Raw genomic sequence first — 20514 nt, 5'->3', positions numbered from 1 at the left:
CCCCCTTGAGAAACCCGAACCCCAGAAGGAGCCCTGGCCGTGGATCTGCGCGCCGCCCTCACCTCCCGCCGACTGCTGGCCATCGTGCGTGGCACCGACCCGGACGCCACCCTGCGCACCGTGCTGACCCTGGCCGAGGAGGGCATCGAACTCATCGAGGTGTCCCTCAGCGGCACGGACGCGCTCACCGTCCTCGCCCGGGCCCGCAAGGAGCTGGGCCCCGACCGGCCGCTGGGCGCCGGCACCGTGCTCACCGCCGCCGACGCGCGGGCCGTCCACCAGGCGGGCGCCACCTTCGCCGTCACCCCCGGCCTCGGCGCCGGCGTCGACACCGCGCTGGACCTCGGCATGCCGGTCCTGGCGGGCGTGCTGACCCCCACCGACGTCATCGCCGCGCAGGCCCGGGGCGCGGCCGCCCTGAAGCTCTTCCCCGCCGCCGAGGCCGGGGGAGCGGCCTATCTGAAGGCGTTGCGCGGCCCGTTCCCCGACGCCGTGCTGGTCCCGGTGGGTGGTGTCGACGTGCCCGCCGCCCGGGCCTATCTGGCCGCCGGGGCGACCGCCGTCGGCGTCGGCTCACCCCTGGTCGGCGACGCGGCCGACGGCGGCGACATCGCCGCACTGCGCGACCGGGCCCGGGCGTTCCTCGCCGCCGTGGCGGAGGACGGACACGCATGACGGCTCCCTGGCGGCCGGCGCCGGGACGGGTGGTCTGCGTCGGCGAGACCATGGCGGCGCTGGCCCCCGACCCGCCCCGACCGCTGGCCGAGGCCGAGCAACTGCGGCTGTCCACCGCGGGCGCGGAGTCCAACGTGGCCATGTACCTCGCGGACCACGGCATCCCGGCCGTCTGGCTCTCGGCCGTCGGCGACGATCCGCTGGGGCACCGGGTGCGCGCGGCGGTCGCCGCCGCCGGGGTCGACGTCAGCCACGTACGGACCGACCCGGACCGGCCCACGGGCCTCCTCGTCAAGAACCCCGGTCCCACCGGAACCCGCGTCCACTACTACCGCACGGGCTCGGCGGCCTCCGCCCTGGAGCCAGGCCTGCTGGACGGCGAACCGCTGCGCTCCGCCGCCCTCCTGCACCTCACCGGCATCACCCCCGCCCTCTCGCCGTCCTGCCGCGACCTGGTGACCCGTGCCCTCGTCGCACCCGGCACCGAACGGCCGTACGCCATCAGCTTCGACGTCAACCACCGCGCCGCCCTGTGGCCCCACGGCACGGCACCGGGGACCCTGCGGGACCTCGCCGACCGGGCCGACATCGTGCTCGTGGGCCTGGACGAGGCACAGCACCTGTGGGGCGACGACCTGACCGTCACCGGCGTGCGGGACCTGTTGCCCGGTCCGCGGATCCTCGTCGTCAAGGACGGCGCCCGGGCCGCTACGGCCGTCACCGCGGACGGCTTCTGCACGGTGCCCGCGCTGCGCACGGCGGTGGTGGAACCGGTGGGCGCGGGCGACGCGTTCGCGGCGGGCTTCCTGGCCGGGCTGCTGCGCGGCGAGACGACGCCCCGCGCCCTGCGGCTCGGCCACATCACCGCGGTCTCCGCGCTGAGGGTGACGGGGGATCACGGTCCGTTGCCCGGCACGGTGGAGATCGAGCGGCTCCTCGGCCTGACGGACGCGGACTGGGAGCGGTACGAGGCCCGGGGTGGCGCGGACGACAAGACTCCGGGACGGTTCGAAGCCAGTTAATCCAGGCGATGGAATAATCGGTGGGCCGTCGCTAGACTCGCCAGCGCGATCGGCGGGGCTAGGGACGGCCTCGTCGGTCGGGCCATGTGTCGGCTGTGCGCCGGGCCGCGAGGCCGCGTGCCGGACCGAGGAGGGATGCGGCTGGTCGTGCTCCTGGTGCGGGGTCCGGTCGTGGGCTCCGTGCGGTGCAGATGGTCGTGGCCGTGACGGCGTTTCCAGGGCGTGGACGTCTGTTCGGCGATGTGATTCCCCCTTTGTGCGTTCGCCTGCGCGGCAGTCGAAGGTGTTCCCGCGGATGCGCTTCTCCGTGGGCTTGGCCTTTTCCGGGTTCGGCGCGGGCCGGCCTGGGCGTGCGCCGGTATCGGGGTGCGCGTGCCCTGTCGTGCGCCGAGTTGTGAGCGTCCCGCACCCAACGGACAGCGAGGGAGCACGCGACCCGTCGGTCCGTGCTGCCTCCGATCTCTTCAAGAGGTGACACATGCTCCGAAGATTCCGACGATCCTCGTTCTGGCTCGGTGGCGCGGCCTCCCTTGCCGCCGGTGCCCTGTTCGTCCTTCCCGGCACCGAGGGCGCAGCGGGCGTCATGGCCGGCGCCGATGCCGAGCCGGTCGCCGCGACGGCCGGTGCCACGACGCCTTTCGTGACGGTGGAGGCGGAAACCGGCACGCTCGGCGGCGCCGCGGCCGTCCGCTCCCTGAAGCCGGGGGCCACGGTGCCGTCCGTGGCCACCCTGGAGACCGAGGCCTCCGGGAACGCCCTGGCCGAGCTGAGGAACACCGGTGACTCGGTGACCCTGAAGAACACCTCGGGCAAGCAGGCCAACAGCCTGGTGGTGCGCGCCTCGATCCCCGACGCGGCGACGGGCGGCGGTATCGACGCGACGCTGGACCTGTACGTGAACGGCACCTACCGGCAGGCGATCACGCTCAGCTCCAAGCAGGCCTGGAACTACCGGGACGCGACCACCAACCCGGACGATCCCCACGCGGGCGGAATGCCGTACCGCTTCTACAACGAGTTCCCCGTCCGGGTCACCGGCGCGGCCGTCCCCGCGGGCGCCACCCTCACCCTCCGGAAGGACTCCGCCAACACGGCCGCGGTCTACGACGTCGACTCCGTCGACCTGGAGAACGTCGCAGCGGCCCGGACCCGACCGGCCGGTTCGCTCTCCGTCCTGGACTACGGCGCGGATCCGGACTTCGGGACCGATGCGACGGCCGCCATCCAGAACACCGTGAACGCCGCCAGGGCGCAGGGCAGGTCGGTGTGGATCCCGCCGGGCAAGTACCTGACGAACAGCCTCTCCGGTACGACGCTCGACTTCACCGGCGTGACGGTGGAGGGCGCCGGCATGTGGTACACGACGATCTACCGCAAGCCGCCGCTGCCGGCCACCTGGCGGTCGCAGATCCTGGTGGGCTCGGGCACCACACTCAGGGACCTCCAGATCGACTCCAACGCCGTGTGGCGGGGCGTCGGCGGCTCCGGCGGCGCGGACTACGGCATCAACGCCAGCGGCGCCGGCGGCTGGCTGGTCGAGCGGATCTGGACGCGGCACACCGACGCCAACTGGCTCTCCGGCTCCAACGGCACGGTCCGGGACAGCCGGACCGCGGACTCCTACGGCGACGGCTTCAACATCAACAACAGCAACACGCCGAACCCGGACAAGCTGGGCTACCACATCACGGTCCAGAACAACTTCGCCCGGGGCACCGGCGACGACTCCTTCGCGACCTACTCCGACGCCGGCGCGAGCGGCACCAACGGCCAGGTCGACGGCGCGAGGATCCTCGACAACACCGCGATCGCGCCCTGGTGGGCCAACGGTCTGCGGATCGCCGGCGGACGGAACGTCGAGATGACGAACAACCTGGTCAACAGCGTGTCGTCCAACAGCGCCCTGGACATCGGCGTGTTCGGCGACACCGGCCACCCGCTGGAGTCGGCCACCGTCAGCGGCAACGTCCTGATCGGCGGCGGCGGTTGGAACGGAGTCCGGCACGGGGTACGGATCAGCTCGCCGGCCAGTACCTCGCGGTATCCGGACGCCTACACGAACGTCACCCTGACCGGCAACGTCCTGCGCGGAGCCTTCCGCGCGGGCCTCTACGTCGACCGCAAGAACGTCGATGTGACGCTGACGGGCAACACCATCGACGCTCCGGCCGACCAGGGCATCTGGATCGCGTCGGGGGTCACCGGCACCGGGACCTTCTCCGGCAACACGATCCAGAACCTGCGGGAAGGAAAGGCCGCGACCCAGAACGACTCACCGTCCACGTTCCGCATCGGCGGCTGAGAACGCTCCTTTCCGGCCTCGCGGTCGGGTCCGTGCTCCCGTTCGGGGTCCGGGCCCGGCCGCACTCTCACGTCCCCGAGCGGACCCTGTGCCCGGTCCCCGGTCAGGCCTGCCCAGAGTTCATAAAACGTATTGACAAACTGTGCGGCCATTCATAGGTTCACATGGCACCCACTCCGACCCGCCCTTTCAATACCGACCGTCGCGCCCCGCAGCGCGGCGCCGATGGGAGCGTGCGATCACCTTGACCACCGAAATCCGGCGGGCGCTCGTCGTCCGCGGCGGCTGGGACGGGCATCAGCCCGTGACGATCAGCGACGGATTCGTCCCCTTCCTCAAGGAACACGGATTCACCGTCGAGACCTCCGAGGACCTGGCGGTGTACGAGGACACGGAGCGCCTGGCCGCCACCGACCTGGTCGTGCAGTGCTGGACCATGGGGGCCATCACCCGGGAACAGAGCGACAACCTCGCCGCCGCGGTGCGCGCGGGCACCGGCCTGGCCGGCTGGCACGGCGGCATCGTCGACAGCTTCCACGACCACGGCTACCACCTGCTGACCGGCGGCAAGTTCGTCATGCACCCGCCGGGCTTCCACGACCACACCGTGCACCTGCTGCCCGAGCGCGCCGACCATCCGGTCATCGCCGGGCTCGACGACTTCGCCGTGCACACCGAGCAGTACTGGCTGCTCACCGACCCGCACATCGACGTCCTCGCCACCACGACCTTCCCGCCCGACGAACTCCGCGACCGGCCCGCGGTGATGCCCGCCGTGTGGACCAGGACCTGGGGCGCGGGACGGGTGTTCGTCTCGGCCATCGGGCACAAGCCCGACGACTTCGACGTGCCCGAGGTCCGTACGCTGACCGAAAGGGGACTGCTGTGGGCGAGCCGATGAAGCCCTTGACCATCGGGATCGTCGGCGCCGGGAAGATCAGCGGCGCCTATCTCTCGACGCTGGACCGGCTGACGTCCGTACGGCTGACCGCCGTCACCGACCTCGACCAGGACCGTGCGCGGAGCGTGGCCGAGCAGACCGGCGCGGAGCCGGCGCCGGACGTCGCCGCACTCGTGGCCCGCGACGACGTGGACGCCGTACTCAACCTGACGATTCCGGCCGCGCACGCGGAGGTGGCCCTCGCCGCGCTCGGCGCCGGCAAGCACGTGTACGGCGAGAAGCCGCTCGCGGCGAACCGCAAGGAGGCCGACGCCGTGCTCGCGGCGGCCCGGGAGGCCGGACTGCGGGTCGGCTGCGCGCCCGACACCGTCCTCGGCACCGGAACGCAGACCGCCCGCAAGGCCGTCGACGACGGTCTGATCGGCCGGCCGGTGGCGGCCACCGCCTTCATGACCGGCGCCGGGCACGAGAGGTGGCATCCGGACCCGGAGTTCTACTACCGGCCCGGCGGCGGCCCCCTGCTCGACATGGGCCCCTACTACCTCTCCGCCCTGGTCCATCTGCTGGGCCCGGTGGTGAAGGTGACGGGTGCCTCCTCGCGGCCGCGGGACGAGCGGACGATCGGCAGCGGTCCGCGTGCGGGGACCGTCTTCCCGGTGGAGGTGGACACGCACATCACCGGCGTCCTGGAGCACGCGGGCGGCGCGCTGTCCACCCTGATCATGAGCTTCGACGTGCGCGCCGCCCGGCTGCCGCGCATCGAGGTGCACGGCACCGAGGCCTCGTTGTCGGTGCCCGACCCGAACGGCTTCGACGGCGCCGTGGAACTCCACCGCGGCGACGGCTGGGAGACCCTGCCCGTGTCCGCCGGCTACCGGGACGCCGGACGCGGCGTCGGCCTCGCCGATCTCGCCGAGGCCCTTGCCGAGGGGCGCCCGCACCGTGCGTCCGCCGAACTCGCCGGCCATGTCCTGGACGTGATGCTCACCCTCATGGAGGCGGCGGACCAGGGCCGCGCACTCCCGGTGACCAGCACCTGCGAGCGCCCCGCCCCGGTGACCGGCCCCGCCCACTGAACGACCAACAGGAGACCCCCTTCATGCACGACGACCGGAACCTGGTCGAAGCACGCCTGGAACGCGTCCTGAGGGAGCGCATCCGTCCCGCCGTCCACCCCGTCACCACACCCCTGGCCGTGGAGATCTGGTCCACCCCGGACGAACCCGTCCCGGTGGCCGAGGGGCTGGCCGCCCCCACCCGGCCCATCACCCCGGGCACCTCGTGGGGCACGCCGTGGGGGACCAGCTGGTTCAAGGTCACCGGCACGGTCCCCGCCGACTGGGCGGGCCGTACCGTCGAGGCCGTCCTCGACCTCGGCTTCACCCCGCGCACCCCCGGCTTCCAGTGCGAGGGTCTCGTGTACCGGCCCGACGGCACCCCGGTCAAGGGCCTCCACCCCCGCAACTCCCATGTCCGCGTCGGCTCACCCGTGGCCGGCGGGGAACAGGTCCACTGGCACATCGAGGCCGCCTCCAACCCCGACCTCGACGCGAGCGGTGTGCCGTTCCGGCCGACCCCGATGGGCGACCGGGCGACCGCCGGTGACGCGCCCCAGTACGTGCTGGGCGAGATGCGGCTGGCCGTCTTCGACGAGACGGTGTGGAACCTGGTCATGGACCTGGAGGTCCTCGGCGAACTCATGGCGGAGCTGCCCGTCGACGGCGCGCGCCGCTGGGAGGTCCTGCGCGCGGTGGGCCGGGCGCTGGACGCCGTGGACCTCCAGGACGTGAACGGCACGGCGCGGCAGGCCCGTTCGTGTCTCGCCGAGGTCCTCGCCGTCCCGGCCGGCCCGGCCGCCCATCGCATCAGCGCGGTCGGTCATGCGCACATCGACTCGGCGTGGCTGTGGCCGCTGCGCGAGACGGTCCGCAAGGTGGCCCGTACGACCGCCAACATGACGGCCCTCCTGGAGGAGGAGCCCGATTTCGTCTTCACCATGTCGCAGGCGCAGCAGTACGCCTGGATCAAGGAGCACCGGCCCGAGGTGTACGCCAGGGTGAAGAAGGCGGTCGCGGACGGGCGGTTCGTGCCGGCGGGCGGGATGTGGGTGGAGTCGGACACCAACATGCCGGGTTCGGAGGCGATGGCCCGTCAGTTCGTGCACGGGAAGCGGTTCTTCCTGGACGAGTTCGGTGTCGAGAACGACGAGGCGTGGCTGCCGGACACCTTCGGCTTCGCCGCCGGGCTCCCGCAGATCATCAGGGCGGCGGGCTCCACCCGGCTCCTCACCCAGAAGATCTCCTGGAGCCGGACCAACAGCTTCCCGCACCACACCTTCCGGTGGGAGGGCATCGACGGCTCCCGCGTCTTCACCCACTTCCCGCCCGTCGACACCTACAACTGCGAGATGACCGGACGTCAGATCGCGCACGCGGCCCGGAACTTCAAGGAGAAGGGCGCCGCGACCCGCTCCCTCGCGCCGACCGGCTACGGCGACGGGGGCGGCGGCACCACCCGCGAGATGGTCGCCAAGGCGGCCCGGCTGCGCAGCCTGGAGGGCTCGGCGGCCGTCACCTGGGAGGCCCCCGCCGACTTCTTCGCCAAGGCCGAGGCCGAGTATCCCGACCCGCCGGTGTGGGTGGGCGAGCTGTACCTCGAACTGCACCGTGCCACCCTCACCAGCCAGGCGGGGACCAAGCAGGGCAACCGGCGCAGCGAGCACCTCCTGCGGGAGGCCGAGCTGTGGGCGACCACGGCGGCGGTACGGACCGGGTTTCCCTACCCGTACGAGGAGCTGGACCGGATCTGGAAGACGGTCCTGCTCCACCAGTTCCACGACATCCTGCCCGGTTCGTCGATCGCCTGGGTGCACCGCGAGGCCCGGGCGACCTATCAGCGGGTCGCCGCCGAACTCGACGAGATCATCGACGCGGCGCAGCGGGCCCTGGCGGGGGAGGGGACGCGGAGTCTTGTCTTCAACTCCGCGCCACACGACCGGAGTTCGGTCCCCGCGGGAGGTGCCGCGACACCGGTCACCCAGGGCGGCACGGTGACCCCCGTCCCGCGCGCGGACGGCGGCTACCTCCTCGACAACGGTCTGCTGCGGGTCGAGATCGACGGGCGCGGACTGGTGGTCTCGGCGTACGACATCGCCGCGGACCGGGAGTCGATCGCCCCCGGGCAGGCGGCCAACCTGCTCCAGCTGCACCCCGACTTCCCCAACCAGTGGGACGCCTGGGACGTCGACGCCTTCTACCGGAACGTCGGCAGCGACCTCACGGACGTGGCCGAACTCGCCGTCGAGGGTGACGCGGTGCGTGTCGAGCGGGTCTTCGGCGGGTCCCGGGTCACCCAGCTGCTGTCGGTCCCGGCGGACGCCAAGCGCCTCGACATCGACACCGAGGTGGACTGGCACGAGACCGAGCGCTTCCTGAAGCTGGCCTTCCCGCTGGACGTGAGGGCCGACCGGTACGCCGCGGAGACACAGTTCGGGCATGTGTACCGGCCCACCCATCAGAACACCAGCTGGGAGTGGGCCAAGTTCGAGGCCTGCAACCACCGGTTCGTGCACCTCGACGAGCCGGGCTGGGGCGTCGCCGTCGTCAACGACTCGACGTACGGCCACGACGTGACCCGCGCGGTACGGACCGGCAGCGGGGACACGGGTACGACGACCACCGTACGGGCGTCGCTGCTGCGCGCGCCCCGCTACCCGGACCCGGAGACCGACCAGGGCGTGCACCGCTTCCGGCACGCGCTGGTGCCGGGCGCGACGGTCGGGGACGCGGTCCGCGAGGGCTACCGGGCCAACCTGCCCGAGCGCCGGGTCACCGGAGCCGCCGCCGAGGTGGCACCGCTGGTGACCGTCGACAACGACGCCGTCGTCGTCAGCGCGGTGAAGCCGGCCGACGACCGCGGCGGCGACCTGGTGGTACGGCTGTACGAGGCGAACGGCGGCCGGGCCCGGGCCGTCGTCCGCGCCGACGGGTTCGCGGCCGACCGGGCCGTCCTGACGGACCTCCTGGAGCGCCGGCTCTCCGGCACCGAACGGCCCGGTACGGCGGACGGCGGGGTCGTCCTCGCGCTGCGGCCGTTCCAGATGGTGACGCTGCGGCTGCCGCGCGCCTGACGTGATGCTCCGTCACTCCGGGCCCGGCGCGTCCGCCGGGCCCGGAGCCGTTTCCGTCCGCATCGAAAGAGGACCCAGCACAGTGACCGCCCCCTCCGGCCGGCCCACGGCCGTCTGCGTCATGGATCCCGTCGTCGCCGAGCAGGTGCTCCCCGCGGAGCTGCGCGACCGGCTCTCCCGGCTCGTCGGGCTCGCCCCCGGCCCGGTGGCCGCGGCCTTCCCCGCCGCCCTCGCCGAGGCGGAGGTCCTGATCAGCGGCTGGGGGTGCCCGCGCCTCACCGCCGACGTCCTGGCCCGGGCACCGCGCCTACGGGCCGTGATGCACGCCGCCGGCACCGTCAAGGGGCTGGTGAGCGACGCGGTGTGGGAGCGCGGCATCGTCGTGTCGTCGGCGGCCGACGCCAACGCCGGCCCCGTCGTCTCCTACACCCTGGCCCTCGTCACGCTCGCCGCACGGCGCACGCTCACCATGGCGGCCGGCCACGGCGCCGGATGGCCGGCCTTCGGCAGCCGTGCCGGCGCCGACGGCAGCACGGTGGGCATCGTCGGCGCGTCACGCATCGGCCGGGGGGTGCTGGCCGGGCTGCGCCGGTCCGACGCGGGCCACCGGCTGCTGCTGAGCGACCCGTACGTGACGGACGAGGAGGCGCGCCGGCTGGGCGCCGAGCGGGTCGGACTGGCCGAACTGTGCCGCCGGTCGGCGGTGGTGAGCGTGCACGCCCCGCTGCTGCCGGAGACGACCGGTCTGCTCGACGCCGGGATGCTGGCGCTCATCCCCGACGGCGGGGCGCTCGTCAACACGGCCCGGGGTGCCGTCGTCGACACGGAGGCGCTGACCCGTGAGTGCGCGTCCGGTCGGCTGGAGGCGTATCTCGACGTCACGGACCCCGAACCGCTGCCGCCCGGGCACCCGTTGCTGTCCCTGCCCAATGTGCTGGTCACCCCGCACATCGCCGGCGCCCAGGGCAGCGAGCTGCGACGGCTCGGACAGTACGCGCTGGCGGAGGCCGAGCGCTGGGTGTCGGGCGAGCCGCTCCTCGGAGAGGTGACCCGCGAGGCGCTGGACCGACTGGCCTGAGTACCCCGGCCGTCTGCACGGCCGACGCCCGCCGCACGCGCACCCGAGGAGCGGCGCCCGCCCGGATCCCGGCGACTTCGTGGCTCCGGCTGTCGTCGTGCCCGCCCTCCCGCATGCGTCAACGCCGCCTCCTCACAGGCGCCGAACCCACCGCATGAATTTACCTGTCGGAAGCATTGACGTTAGCCCATCGATTGGATTTACATACTTCTGCCGGTCCCTGGGGGGTGGCCGGAACACGCCCGTCTCACGTCTCTCTAGGCGAAAGGGCTCTCTCGTCATGACAACGCTGCAACAACCGGCCGCTCGTCCGGCCGAGGAGGGCGGGCCGCCGGGCAGAGGCCGCCTAAGGCCGGGCCGGCCGGGGCGCCGCCGGGACCTGGCTCTGTTCTGGTTCGTGATACCGGGCCTCGTGGTCCTGCTGCTGTTCCACTACATCCCGCTGCTCGGCAACGTCATCGCGTTCCAGGACTACCAGCCGTACATCGGCATCATGCACAGCCCGTGGAGCGGGCTGAAGAACTTCGACGTGCTGTTCAACGGTGACGAGCAGTTCCTGCACGCGCTGGTCAACACCCTCGAACTCACCCTGATCCAGGTCGTGTTCGTCTTCCCCGCGCCGATCCTGCTGGCGCTCGCCCTGAACAGCCTGGTCAGCGAACGCGTCAAGAAGTGGGTGCAGAACGTGCTGTACCTGCCGCACTTCCTGTCCTGGGTGGTCGTCGTCTCCCTGTTCCAGCAGCTGCTGGGCGGCAGCGGCATGGTCAACCTGTTCCTCCAGGCCCACGACATGGGCACCTGGAACATCATCGGCAACCCCGAGCTGTTCAAGACGCTGCTGACCTCGCAGGTCATCTGGAAGGACACCGGCTGGGGCACGATCCTCTTCCTCGCCGCCCTCTCCCGCGTCGACCACAACCTCTACGAGGCCTCCGCCATGGACGGCGCCAGCCGCCTGCGGCAGACCTGGCACGTCACCCTGCCCGCCCTGCGCGGCCTGGTGATCCTGCTGCTGATCCTCCGGCTCGGCGACGCGCTGTCCGTCGGCTTCGAGCAGATCCTGCTCCAGCAGACCGGCGTCGGCCTGGACAACAGCGAGGTGCTCGACACCTACGTCTACAACCACGGCCTGATCGCCGGGGACTGGGGCGTCAGCGCCGCCGTCGGTCTCGTCAAGGGCCTGGTCGGGGTGGTGCTCGTGCTGGGCGCCAACAAGATCGCCCACCTCTTCGGGGAAGAAGGTGTCTACCGGTCATGACAACGCTGTCACCGGCCCATCCCGTGCGCCGCCGCCCGCGCCGCGCCTACAGCGCCGTCCCCGGGGAGACCCCCGGCTCGCTGCCCTGGCGGTCCGTCAAGTCACTGATCCTGCTGGTCTGCGTGATCCTGGTCGTGTTGCCCTTCGTGGCGATCGTCTCGACCTCGCTCGCCGACACCGCGGAGGTCACCAAGTCGGGCGGCTACGTCCTGTGGCCCGACCACCCCACGCTCCTCGCCTACAAGGCCCTGCTCAACGGCGGGATCGTCGCCAAGGCCATGCTGGTCAGCGTGGGTGTCACCGTCGTCGGCACCGCCCTCAGCCTGGTCTCCTCCGTTTTCCTGGCGTACGGCCTCAGCCGCCCCGGATCCTTCGGGCACAAGCCCGTGCTGCTGCTCCTGCTGATGTCGATGCTGTTCGTGCCGGGTGTCATCCCGAGCTATCTGATGGTCAAGCAGCTCCATCTGATCAACAGCTACTGGTCGTTGATCCTGCCGACCATGATCAACGCGTTCAACGTGATCGTCCTGCGCTCCTTCTTCATGGGCCTGCCCGGCGAGCTGATCGACGCGGCCCGGATCGACGGCGCCTCCGAATGGAAGATCCTCACCCGGCTCGTCCTGCCGCTGTCCAAGGCGTCCGTCGCCGTCATCGGCCTGTTCTACGCGGTGACGTACTGGAACGCGTTCTTCAATGCCCTGCTGTACATGAACGACGCGTCGAAGTGGCCCATGCAGCTGGTGCTGCGGACGTACGTCGTCAACAACGCGGCACTCAGCGGCGGGCAGGTGGATGTCGCGGCCGGGGCGCCGCTGCCGCCGGCCCAGTCGCTGCAGGCGGCGATCCTGGTTCTGTCGATCGTGCCCATCGTGGTCATCTACCCCTTCCTGCAACGGCACATGAACAAGGGCGTGATGATCGGGGCGGTGAAGGGATGAGCAGCCCGATGAAGCCACGGACGCGACGACTGAGCCGGCGCGGCTTCCTGGCCTCCGCCGCCGGCGTCACGGCGGGCCTGACCCTGGCCGGCTGCGGGGACCACCGCCCCGCCACCGCGCGTGAGGCCAACGCCCAGGCGCCACTGCCGACATACATCCCGTACAAAGGCGTGCCGACATCGATGCCGGCCACCGCGGACGGGGTCGCACCCGGCTATCTGCACTACCCGGCCGACCCGGTCACGGCGTTCCCGGACGGCCCGCCCGCCAAGGGCCCCGGCATCGACATCATGACGCTGATCTTCAACCCGGTGCCGCCGCCGGCCGGGCGCAACGTCCTGTGGCAGAACCTGAACAGAAGCATCGGCTGCGACCTCAACTTCGAGATCACCCCGGTCGGCGACTACCCGGCCAAGTTCGCCGTGACCATCGCGGGCGGCGACCTGCCCGACGCGATGCTGATGCTGAGGCCGGACCAGAACTCGGCGGCCACGCCGGACATGCTGGACACGCTCTTCGAGGACCTCACCCCGCACCTGTCCGGAGACCGCATCCGGGACTACCCCTACCTCGCCAACATCCCCTCCGCCTCCTGGGCGCCCTGTGTACGCAACGGCGGCATCTACGCGCTGCCCATGCCCCGCCCGCTCTCCGGCGGTCCCGCCTACACCCGGCTCGACCTGATCGACAAGCGCGGGCTCGACCCGAACCCGAAGAGCTGGACCGAGTTCGTCCAGCTGTGCAAGGACGTCACGGACCCCAAGAACAACCAGTACGCCCTCGGCGACAGCATCACCGCCTGGAACCTCGTGATGCAGATGCTGAAGGCCCCCAACAACTGGCGCGAGGAGAACGGCAAGTTCACCTGGTACTACGAGACCGAGGAGGCCAGGCAGTCCCTCGACGCGGTCCGGGAGCTCACCAAGGCCGGGGTCATGCACCCGGACACGTACAGCGTGCTCGGCAAGGCCAAGGACTGGTTCGGCGGCGGACAGACCGTCATCAACCCCGACGCGCCCGCCGCGTGGAACGACTACTACACCAACTACGCCCCGGCGACCAAGGGCTTCGCACTCGGCTACATGATGGCGCCCGGCTACGACGGCGGCACGGGCGGCCAGTGGCAGGGCTCGGCCAACTACGCCACCCTCATCGTCAAGAAGGCCCCCAAGTCCCGCATCCAGCAGATCCTGCGCGCCATGAACGCCCTGGCGGCCCCCTTCGGCACCGACGCCTACCTGCTGCGCAAGTACGGGGTCCGGGGGCCCGACCACACCCTGAAGGGCACCGACCCGGTCCTCACCCCGCAGGGCCAGGCCGAGGCCACGCTGCCGACCATCTTCGCGACGGACGCGCCGTTCACGCTGTACTACCCGGCCGAGCCGGACATCGTGCACGAGCAGTACGCCTTCCAGCGGGAAGCCGTCAAGGTGCTGATCCCCAATCCCGCCGAGCCGCTGTACTCGCCGACCGACTCCCAGAAGTCCAAGCTGTTCGGCACGCTCCTGGACGACACCCGCAAGGGCGTCATGCAGGGCCGTCTCCCGCTCAAGGCGTGGGACGACGCGATGAAGAACTGGCGGAAGGAAGCCGGCGACCAGATCCGCGCCGAGTTCGAACAGGCATGGGAGACCCGCACCTCATGAACCGCACCCCCGCCGAGGACCGCGCCCACTGGGAGCGGACCGCGGACCGGATGCTGCTCGCCGTACGGCCGTACGCCACCGAGGACCACGCCCTGGTCCAGCTGCCCGGCGTGCCCAGCGCCAACGGCGTACGCAGTGACGGCCTGGAAGGCTTCGCCCGCACGTTCCTGCTGGCCGGATTCCGGCTGGCGGGGGCGGGCGGCGCCGACCCGCACGACCTGGCCGGCTGGTACGCGGCCGGACTGGCCGCCGGCACCGACCCGGAGAACCCGGGCCGCTGGCCGACCTTCGCCGAGTGCAACCAGGCCAAGGTCGAGGCCGCGTCCGTCGCCCTCGCGCTGCACGAGACCCGGCCCTGGATCTGGGACCGCCTCGACGACCGGGTCAGACAGCGGATCCTCGACTGGCTCGCCCCGATGGCCGGCGACCCGATGCCCGGCAACAACTGGATCTGGTTCCAGGGCATCACCGAGGCCTTCGCCCGTACGGCCGGCGGAACGTGGCGGCAGCAGGACCTGGACCGGGTCATCGCGCTCACCGACGGCTGGTACGCGGGCGGCGGCTGGTACTCCGACGGACTCACCGGCGGCGAGCACCGCAACTTCGACCACTACAACGGCTGGGCCATGCACCTGTACCCGCTGTGGTTCTGCCGCATCCTCGGCGCCGCCGCGCCCGCCGGACTCCTCGACCGCTACCGCGCCCGGCTGCACCGCTTCCTCCAAGACCAGCGGCTGCTGGTCGGTGCCAACGGCTCCCCGCTGATCCAGGGCCGCTCGCTCACCTACCGCCACGCGGCGCTCGCCCCGCTGTGGACCGGCGCACTCTTCGACGCCACACCGCTGGCGCCGGGGGAGACCCGGGCGATCGCCAACCGGATGCTCGACCACCTCGGCTCCTTCGGCACGGACCCGGACGGGCTGCTCACCCTCGGCTGGCGGCGCCCGTTCCGCGGCCTCCTCCAGGTGTACTCGGGCCCCGCCTCCCCGTACTGGGCCTCGAAGGGCTTCATCGGCCTCCTGCTGCCGCCGGACCACCCGGTGTGGACGGAACAGGAGTCGCGACTCGCCGTGGAGCAAGGCGACTTCGTCCGATCCCTGACCGCACCCGGCTGGCTCGTCTCCGGCACCGCCGACGACGGAGTCGTCCGCGTCGTCAACCACGGTGGCGACCACGCCGACCCGGGCCGGCCACACGCCGACGACCCCTGCTACGCGCGCTTCGCCTACTCCACGCACACGGCACCCGAGACACCCGGGGACCCCACGGCCGGCGCCGTGCGAGCCGACCCGCTCGACAACGCGGTCGTGCTGCTGGACACGGCCGGCCGCGCCTCGCACCGACGGCCCGCGACCAGGGTGGCCCTGGACGGCGGCACGGCGGTCTCGCGCTCCCGCGCGCACTGGCCCGAGGACACGACCTGGGACCCGTTCGGCGGCCCCGACACCCGCTACACGCCCGGCCCCTGGATCACCGTCGGGTCCGCGCTGCGCGGTTCGGTCGAGGTACGGGCCGTACGCGTCGACGGCGATCCCGGCGACGGGCAGGTGCTGCGCATCGGCGGCTGGGCCCTGGCGGGCCGGGCGGACGGCGGTGCCGCCCGGGTGGTGGGCGAGGACGGGCTGGTCTCGCTGGTCGTGGACGTGCGGGGACTGCCCCGGGCCACCGTGGTCCCCGGCATCGACAGCAACGCCCTCGGCTCCCCGTCCGCGACCCCTGTCGTGGAGACCGAAGGACCCGTCGCCCACGGCACCCTCCACATCGCCCTGATCCACCTCGGCGGCGCCGACCCCGCCGCCCTGCCCCGCATCACCACCCGCGCCGAGGGCACCACCCTGCTCGCGGACGTGACCTGGCCGGACGGTGCCCAGGACACCGTCCGGCTGCCCGCCCCCGAGCACGACGTCCGGAAGGACCAGCACGATGCATGACGACCGCCGGATCATCGAGACCCGGATCCGCAAGCTGCTGGACCGGGTCGTCCGCCCCGCCCTCTACAGCGCCGCGCGCCCCTTCGAACTGCACGCCTGGTTCGTGGACGGCGAACCGGTCCCGGTGGCCGACGCGCTGCGCGCCGACTACACGCCCTTCACGCTCGGCTCCACCTGGGGCGGCCCCTGGGCCACGACCTGGCTGCGGGCGACCGCGGACATCCCCGAGGAGTGGGCGGGCCGCCGGGTCGAGGCCGTCTTCGACCTGGGCTTCGACCTGACCAAGGGACCCGGCGGCCAGGCGGAGGGCCTGGTCCACGACGCCCAGGGCGCGCCCATCCAGGGCCTGCACCCGTACCACCGGACCGTGCTCCTCGCCGCCTCCGCCACCGGCGGCGACCGGGTCGACCTGCTGGTCGAGCTGGCCGCCAACCCGCCGATCGTCGCCAGCGCCGGCGTGGGCGTCCACTACGGCTCGCCCGACACCGCGGGTACCGCGCCCCTCTACCGGCTCGTACAGGCCGAGATCGCGGTGCGCGAGGAGGAGGTGTGGCACCTCGTCCACGACATCGAGGTGCTCGACGAGCTGATGCACGAACTGCCGGTCGGTTCCAGCCGACGGCACGAGATCCTGCACGCGCTGCGGCGCGCCGCCGACGCCGTCGACCCGGCCGACGTGGCGAGGACGGCACCCGCGGCCCGCCGGCGCCTGGCCGACGTACTGTCCCGGCCCGCGCACGCCTCCGCGCACACGGTCGCCGCGGTCGGCCACGCCCATATCGACTCGGCGTGGCTGTGGCCGGTCCGGGAGACCGTGCGCAAGTGCGCCCGCACCTTCACCAACATGACCACGCTGGCGCAGGAGTACCCCGAGCTGGTCTTCGCCTGCTCCTCGGCACAGCAGTACGCGTGGATGAAGGAGCAGCGGCCGGAGATCTTCGCCCGGATGAAGAAGGCCGCCGCCGACGGCACCTGGGTGCCGGTGGGCGGCATGTGGGTGGAGGCCGACGGCAATCTGCCCGGCGGCGAGGCACTGGCCCGCCAACTCGTCTATGGGCGGCGGTTCTTCGCGGAGGAGTTCGGCGTCGAGCAGCACGGAGTGTGGCTGCCCGACTCGTTCGGCTACACCGCCGCCTACCCCCAGCTCGCCAAACTGGCCGGCGCCCGCTGGTTCCTCACCCAGAAGCTCTCCTGGAACGAGACCAACAAGCTGCCGCACCACACCTTCGCCTGGGAGGGCATCGACGGATCGCGGATCTTCACCCACTTCCCGCCCGTCGACAGCTACGTCGCCTCCCTCACTGCGGCCGAACTTGCGCACGCCGAACAGAACTTCGCGGAGAAGGGGGTGGCCACCCGCTCGCTGGCCCCGTTCGGCCACGGCGACGGCGGGGGCGGCCCCACCCGCTCGATGCTGGAGAAGGCCCGCCGCCTGCGCGACCTGGAGGGCTCGCCCAGGGTCGTCATCGAGTCCCCGGACACGTTCTTCGCCGCGGCCCGCGCCGAGCACGACCAACTACCCGTGTGGCGGGGCGAGTTGTACCTGGAGAACCACCGCGGCACCTACACCAGCCAGGCCCGCACCAAGCGCGGCAACCGGCGCGCCGAGGCACTGCTGCGCGAGGCCGAGCTGTGGGCCGCCACGGCCGCCGTCCAAGCCGGGGCGCCGTACCCGTACGAGCGGCTGGAGGCACTGTGGCGGCGGGTGCTGCTCAACCAGTTCCACGACATCCTGCCCGGCTCGTCCATCGCCTGGGTGCACCAGCAGGCCGAGCGGGAGTACGCGGAGATCCACGCGGAGCTGGAGACGCTGATCGCCGAGGCCGTCGCCGCACTCCCCGGCCCGGCCGCCCTGCTCAACGCCGGGCCGTACGCCCGCCGTGAGGTGGTGGTCGTCCCCGAGTCCGCCGGCGGCCAGCGCCTGTCCGACGGGCGTACGGCCGTCCTCGCCGAGGCCGGCGCGCTCGCCTCCGGCGGCACGGTGGACGAGCACCGGGGCTCGGTCACCGCCACCGCCCGGGACGGCGGTTTCGTCCTCGGCAACGGCGTGCTGACGGTCGTCGTCGACCGGCGCGGTCTGCTCACCTCGGTGTACGACCACGCCGCCCGGCGCGAGGCCATCGCCCCCGGCGGCGCCGGCAACCTCCTCCAACTCCACCCGGACGACCCGAACCTGTGGTCGGCGTGGAACCTCGACCCGTACTACCGGGACACCGTCCACGACCTGGACGAGGCCGAGTCGGTGACGCTCGTGGACGAGGGACCGCTGCTCGCCGCGGTGCGGGTCGAGCGCGTCCACGGCGCCTCACGGTTCGTCCAGCACATCGAGGTGGCCGCCGAGAGCCGCCGGGTGACCGTCCGCAACGACATCGACTGGCAGGAGCGCGACACCGTGCTGAAGGCGGCCTGGCCGCTGGACGTGCACGCGGACCAGGAGAGCGCCGAGATCCAGTTCGGGCACGTCCGGCGGCCCACCCACGAGAACACCAGCTGGGACGCGGCCCGCTTCGAACTGTGGGCGCACCGCTGGGTGCACGTCGGCGAACGGCACTGGGGCGCCGCCCTGCTCACCGACTCCACCTACGGGCACGACGTCCGCCGCGACACACGCGACGACGGAGGTACGACCACGACCCTCCGGCTCTCCCTGCTGCGCGCCCCGCACAGCCCCGACCCGGGGGCCGACCGCGGCCGGCACCGCTTCGGTTACGCACTCCTCGCCGGTGCCGGGATCGAGGAAGCCGTCGCCGGCGGCTACGCCATGAACCTGCCGCTGCGGCCCGCCCCGGCCCAGGCCCGGCCGCTGGTCGCCCTCGACACCACCGACGTGGTGGTGGAGTCGGTGAAGCTCGCCGACGACCGCAGCGGCGACCTCGTGGTGCGCCTGTACGAGGCCTGCGGGGGAGCGGTCTCGGCACGTCTGTCGACGGGCTTCGCGACCGCCGCCGTACACGACTGCGACCTGTTGGAGCGGCCGGAACGGCGGCTCGCGCTCCGGTCCGGCGAGGCCGCCGTCGACCTTCGGTTCCGGCCGTTCCAGATCCGCACCCTGCGCCTGCGCCCGGCCGCCGGACCCTCGGACGGTGCCTGACGTGTACGCGCGAGGACCATCCCCGGCCACACAGCCGTGGCATAACATTCCACCAACTGAATGCGTCGGAGGAGCGGACGCGGGGTGCCGCCGGCCGAGGCAGGGAGAAGCACGTTGACGAGCACGACGGGGACCACGGCGAGCACCGGGAAGCCCACCATCCGGCGTGGTACCAACCTGCCGCGCCTCGGTGACTTCAACGAGTCCGTCATCCTGGACGCCATCCGCCGCCACCCCACCGGCCTGAGCCGGGTGGAACTCGCCCAGGCCACCGGGCTGTCCGCGCAGACGGTCTCGAACATCACCCGCCGGCTGATCGACCAGGGCATCGCACGGGAGTCGGGCAAGCGGAGCACCGGCAGCGGAAAGCCCCGCACCCTCCTGGAGATCGACCCCGCGTCCCGGTACGCGGTGGGTGTGCACCTCGACCCGGCGGTCATCACCTGCGTCCTGGTGGATCTGCTCGGCACCGTCGTCGCCCAGCGCAGTGTGGTGACGCCGAGCGGCGGCGACACCGACGCGATCGCCGCGGACATGGCGGCCTCGGTGTCCGCGATCGTGGCCGAGTCGGGCGCCGACCGGGAGCGGGTCCTCGGCCTCGGGATCGCCGCGCCGGGCCCCATCGACGCGGACGCCGGCTGGGTCGTGGACCCGCCCGAACTGCCCGGCTGGGGCCGCTACCCGCTGCGCGACCGGCTCAGCGAGGCCACCGGATTCCCGGCGCTGCTGGACAAGGACGTCACGGCCGCCGTCGTCGCCGAGCGCTGGACGGGAGCCGCCACCGACAGCCGCAACCTGCTCTTCTTCTACCTCGGCACCGGCTCCGGCATGGGCCTGGTGGTGGAGGACACCGTGCTGCGCGGGGTCTCCGGGAACGCGGGCGAGGTCGGCGGCCTCGGTGCCGCCGCCTCGACCAAGACGCTCGTCGAGGAGGCCGTCGCCCTGGGCGTGCTCGGCGCCGAGTACACGGTGACGAACCCGGCCGACGCCCAGCGCGGTCTGGAGCGCCTCGCGGTGCTCGCGGCCGAGGGCGAGGCCCAGGCGGACGGCATCATCGAGCGCCTCGCGATCCGGATCGGGCGGGGCGTCTGCGCGGCGGCGACGCTGCTGGACGTCGACACCATCGTGTTCGGCGGACCGACCTGGAAGCTGCTCGCCGGCCGCCTGCTGCCCGTCATCGAAGCGATGGTCGCCCGCTCCCCGTTCGTGAAGGCGACCCACCCCACGACGGTGGTCTCCACCACCCTCGGCGAGAACGTCGCCGCCGTGGGCGCGGCCTCCCTCGTCCTCGACCAGGCGCTCTCCGCCCAGCCGAGGTCACTGCTGCTGGGCTGAGCCCGCAGGAGCGTCGACCGTGTGTTCGCTCAGTAGCCGCCGTCCGGAAAACACGTGGACTCCGTGGCCGCCGTCGCGGCACACTTCCCTTTCCTGACCTGCCGATTCCAGGCCGCCGCGCACATGCGGCGGCCGACTCGGCATGCCGTGCGACGATCACACAGGGTTGAGATGACATCCTCGGTCGATTTACCGGCGAGCGGACCGC

13 protein-coding genes are annotated in these 20514 nt (G+C 72.3%); all 13 read left to right on the top strand.

The features are described from left to right. Positions 1 to 39 precede the first annotated feature (39 nt). The 13 genes from ACFWXC_RS03405 to ACFWXC_RS03345 all read left to right on the top strand — a co-directional run bounded on the left by ACFWXC_RS03405 (position 40) and on the right by ACFWXC_RS03345 (position 20306). On the top strand, positions 40 to 675 hold the full coding sequence (locus ACFWXC_RS03405; RefSeq protein WP_384472260.1) for a bifunctional 4-hydroxy-2-oxoglutarate aldolase/2-dehydro-3-deoxy-phosphogluconate aldolase: 636 nt from the start codon (positions 40 to 42) through the stop codon (positions 673 to 675). Then, complete coding sequence (locus ACFWXC_RS03400; RefSeq protein ID WP_384472257.1) at positions 672 to 1697, top strand: sugar kinase; 1026 nt, start codon at positions 672 to 674, stop codon at positions 1695 to 1697. The genes ACFWXC_RS03405 and ACFWXC_RS03400 overlap by 4 nt, the downstream gene beginning before the upstream one ends. Before the next feature lie 478 nt (positions 1698 to 2175). Next, positions 2176 to 3999 carry a glycosyl hydrolase family 28-related protein gene (locus ACFWXC_RS03395; RefSeq protein WP_384472254.1) on the top strand — a complete coding sequence of 608 codons (1824 nt, stop codon included), beginning with the start codon at positions 2176 to 2178 and terminating at the stop codon, positions 3997 to 3999. A gap of 244 nt (positions 4000 to 4243) precedes the next feature. Next, positions 4244 to 4900, top strand: coding sequence for a ThuA domain-containing protein (locus ACFWXC_RS03390; RefSeq protein ID WP_384472251.1), 657 nt, complete (start codon positions 4244 to 4246; stop codon positions 4898 to 4900). Beyond that, positions 4885 to 5976 (top strand): Gfo/Idh/MocA family protein, encoded by a 1092-nt coding sequence (locus tag ACFWXC_RS03385; protein WP_384472248.1) that lies wholly within the window; start codon positions 4885 to 4887, stop codon positions 5974 to 5976. Before ACFWXC_RS03390 ends, ACFWXC_RS03385 begins: the two co-directional genes overlap by 16 nt. A gap of 23 nt (positions 5977 to 5999) precedes the next feature. After that, entirely contained in the window at positions 6000 to 9029 is a 3030-nt protein-coding gene (locus ACFWXC_RS03380; protein WP_384472245.1) for an alpha-mannosidase, read from the top strand. 121 nt (positions 9030 to 9150) lie between these two features. Beyond that, positions 9151 to 10107 carry a hydroxyacid dehydrogenase gene (locus ACFWXC_RS03375; protein ID WP_384472537.1) on the top strand — a complete coding sequence of 319 codons (957 nt, stop codon included), beginning with the start codon at positions 9151 to 9153 and terminating at the stop codon, positions 10105 to 10107. Between the two features lie 280 nt (positions 10108 to 10387). After that, on the top strand, positions 10388 to 11365 hold the full coding sequence (locus ACFWXC_RS03370) for an ABC transporter permease (RefSeq protein WP_384472242.1): 978 nt from the start codon (positions 10388 to 10390) through the stop codon (positions 11363 to 11365). After that, positions 11362 to 12303, top strand: a complete 942-nt coding sequence (locus ACFWXC_RS03365) for a carbohydrate ABC transporter permease (protein WP_384472239.1) — start codon at positions 11362 to 11364, stop codon at positions 12301 to 12303. The genes ACFWXC_RS03370 and ACFWXC_RS03365 overlap by 4 nt, the downstream gene beginning before the upstream one ends. After that, entirely contained in the window at positions 12300 to 13949 is a 1650-nt protein-coding gene (locus tag ACFWXC_RS03360; RefSeq protein ID WP_384472236.1) for an ABC transporter substrate-binding protein, read from the top strand. Before ACFWXC_RS03365 ends, ACFWXC_RS03360 begins: the two co-directional genes overlap by 4 nt. Beyond that, on the top strand, positions 13946 to 15880 hold the full coding sequence (locus tag ACFWXC_RS03355; RefSeq protein WP_384472233.1) for a DUF2264 domain-containing protein: 1935 nt from the start codon (positions 13946 to 13948) through the stop codon (positions 15878 to 15880). The genes ACFWXC_RS03360 and ACFWXC_RS03355 overlap by 4 nt, the downstream gene beginning before the upstream one ends. Continuing rightward, positions 15873 to 18971, top strand: a complete 3099-nt coding sequence (locus ACFWXC_RS03350; protein ID WP_384472230.1) for an alpha-mannosidase — start codon at positions 15873 to 15875, stop codon at positions 18969 to 18971. The genes ACFWXC_RS03355 and ACFWXC_RS03350 overlap by 8 nt, the downstream gene beginning before the upstream one ends. A gap of 114 nt (positions 18972 to 19085) precedes the next feature. Then, complete coding sequence (locus ACFWXC_RS03345; protein ID WP_384472227.1) at positions 19086 to 20306, top strand: ROK family transcriptional regulator; 1221 nt, start codon at positions 19086 to 19088, stop codon at positions 20304 to 20306. Positions 20307 to 20514 lie beyond the last annotated feature (208 nt).

Source organism: Streptomyces sp. NPDC058683, from assembly GCF_042716195.1.
In the GTDB taxonomy this organism is placed as follows: Bacteria; Actinomycetota; Actinomycetes; order Streptomycetales; family Streptomycetaceae; genus Streptomyces.
Note: the sequence above shows the minus strand (reverse complement) of the source record. Positions and strands in the feature narration are given on the sequence as shown.

Coding starts and splice junctions, on each gene's coding strand:
- ACFWXC_RS03400 (WP_384472257.1), top strand. CDS start 672: ATGACGGCTCCCTGGCGGCCGGCGCCGGGACGGGTGGTCTGCGTCGGC.
- ACFWXC_RS03395 (WP_384472254.1), top strand. CDS start 2,176: ATGCTCCGAAGATTCCGACGATCCTCGTTCTGGCTCGGTGGCGCGGCC.
- ACFWXC_RS03380 (WP_384472245.1), top strand. CDS start 6,000: ATGCACGACGACCGGAACCTGGTCGAAGCACGCCTGGAACGCGTCCTG.
- ACFWXC_RS03375 (WP_384472537.1), top strand. CDS start 9,151: ATGGATCCCGTCGTCGCCGAGCAGGTGCTCCCCGCGGAGCTGCGCGAC.
- ACFWXC_RS03370 (WP_384472242.1), top strand. CDS start 10,388: ATGACAACGCTGCAACAACCGGCCGCTCGTCCGGCCGAGGAGGGCGGG.
- ACFWXC_RS03365 (WP_384472239.1), top strand. CDS start 11,362: ATGACAACGCTGTCACCGGCCCATCCCGTGCGCCGCCGCCCGCGCCGC.
- ACFWXC_RS03360 (WP_384472236.1), top strand. CDS start 12,300: ATGAGCAGCCCGATGAAGCCACGGACGCGACGACTGAGCCGGCGCGGC.
- ACFWXC_RS03355 (WP_384472233.1), top strand. CDS start 13,946: ATGAACCGCACCCCCGCCGAGGACCGCGCCCACTGGGAGCGGACCGCG.
- ACFWXC_RS03350 (WP_384472230.1), top strand. CDS start 15,873: ATGCATGACGACCGCCGGATCATCGAGACCCGGATCCGCAAGCTGCTG.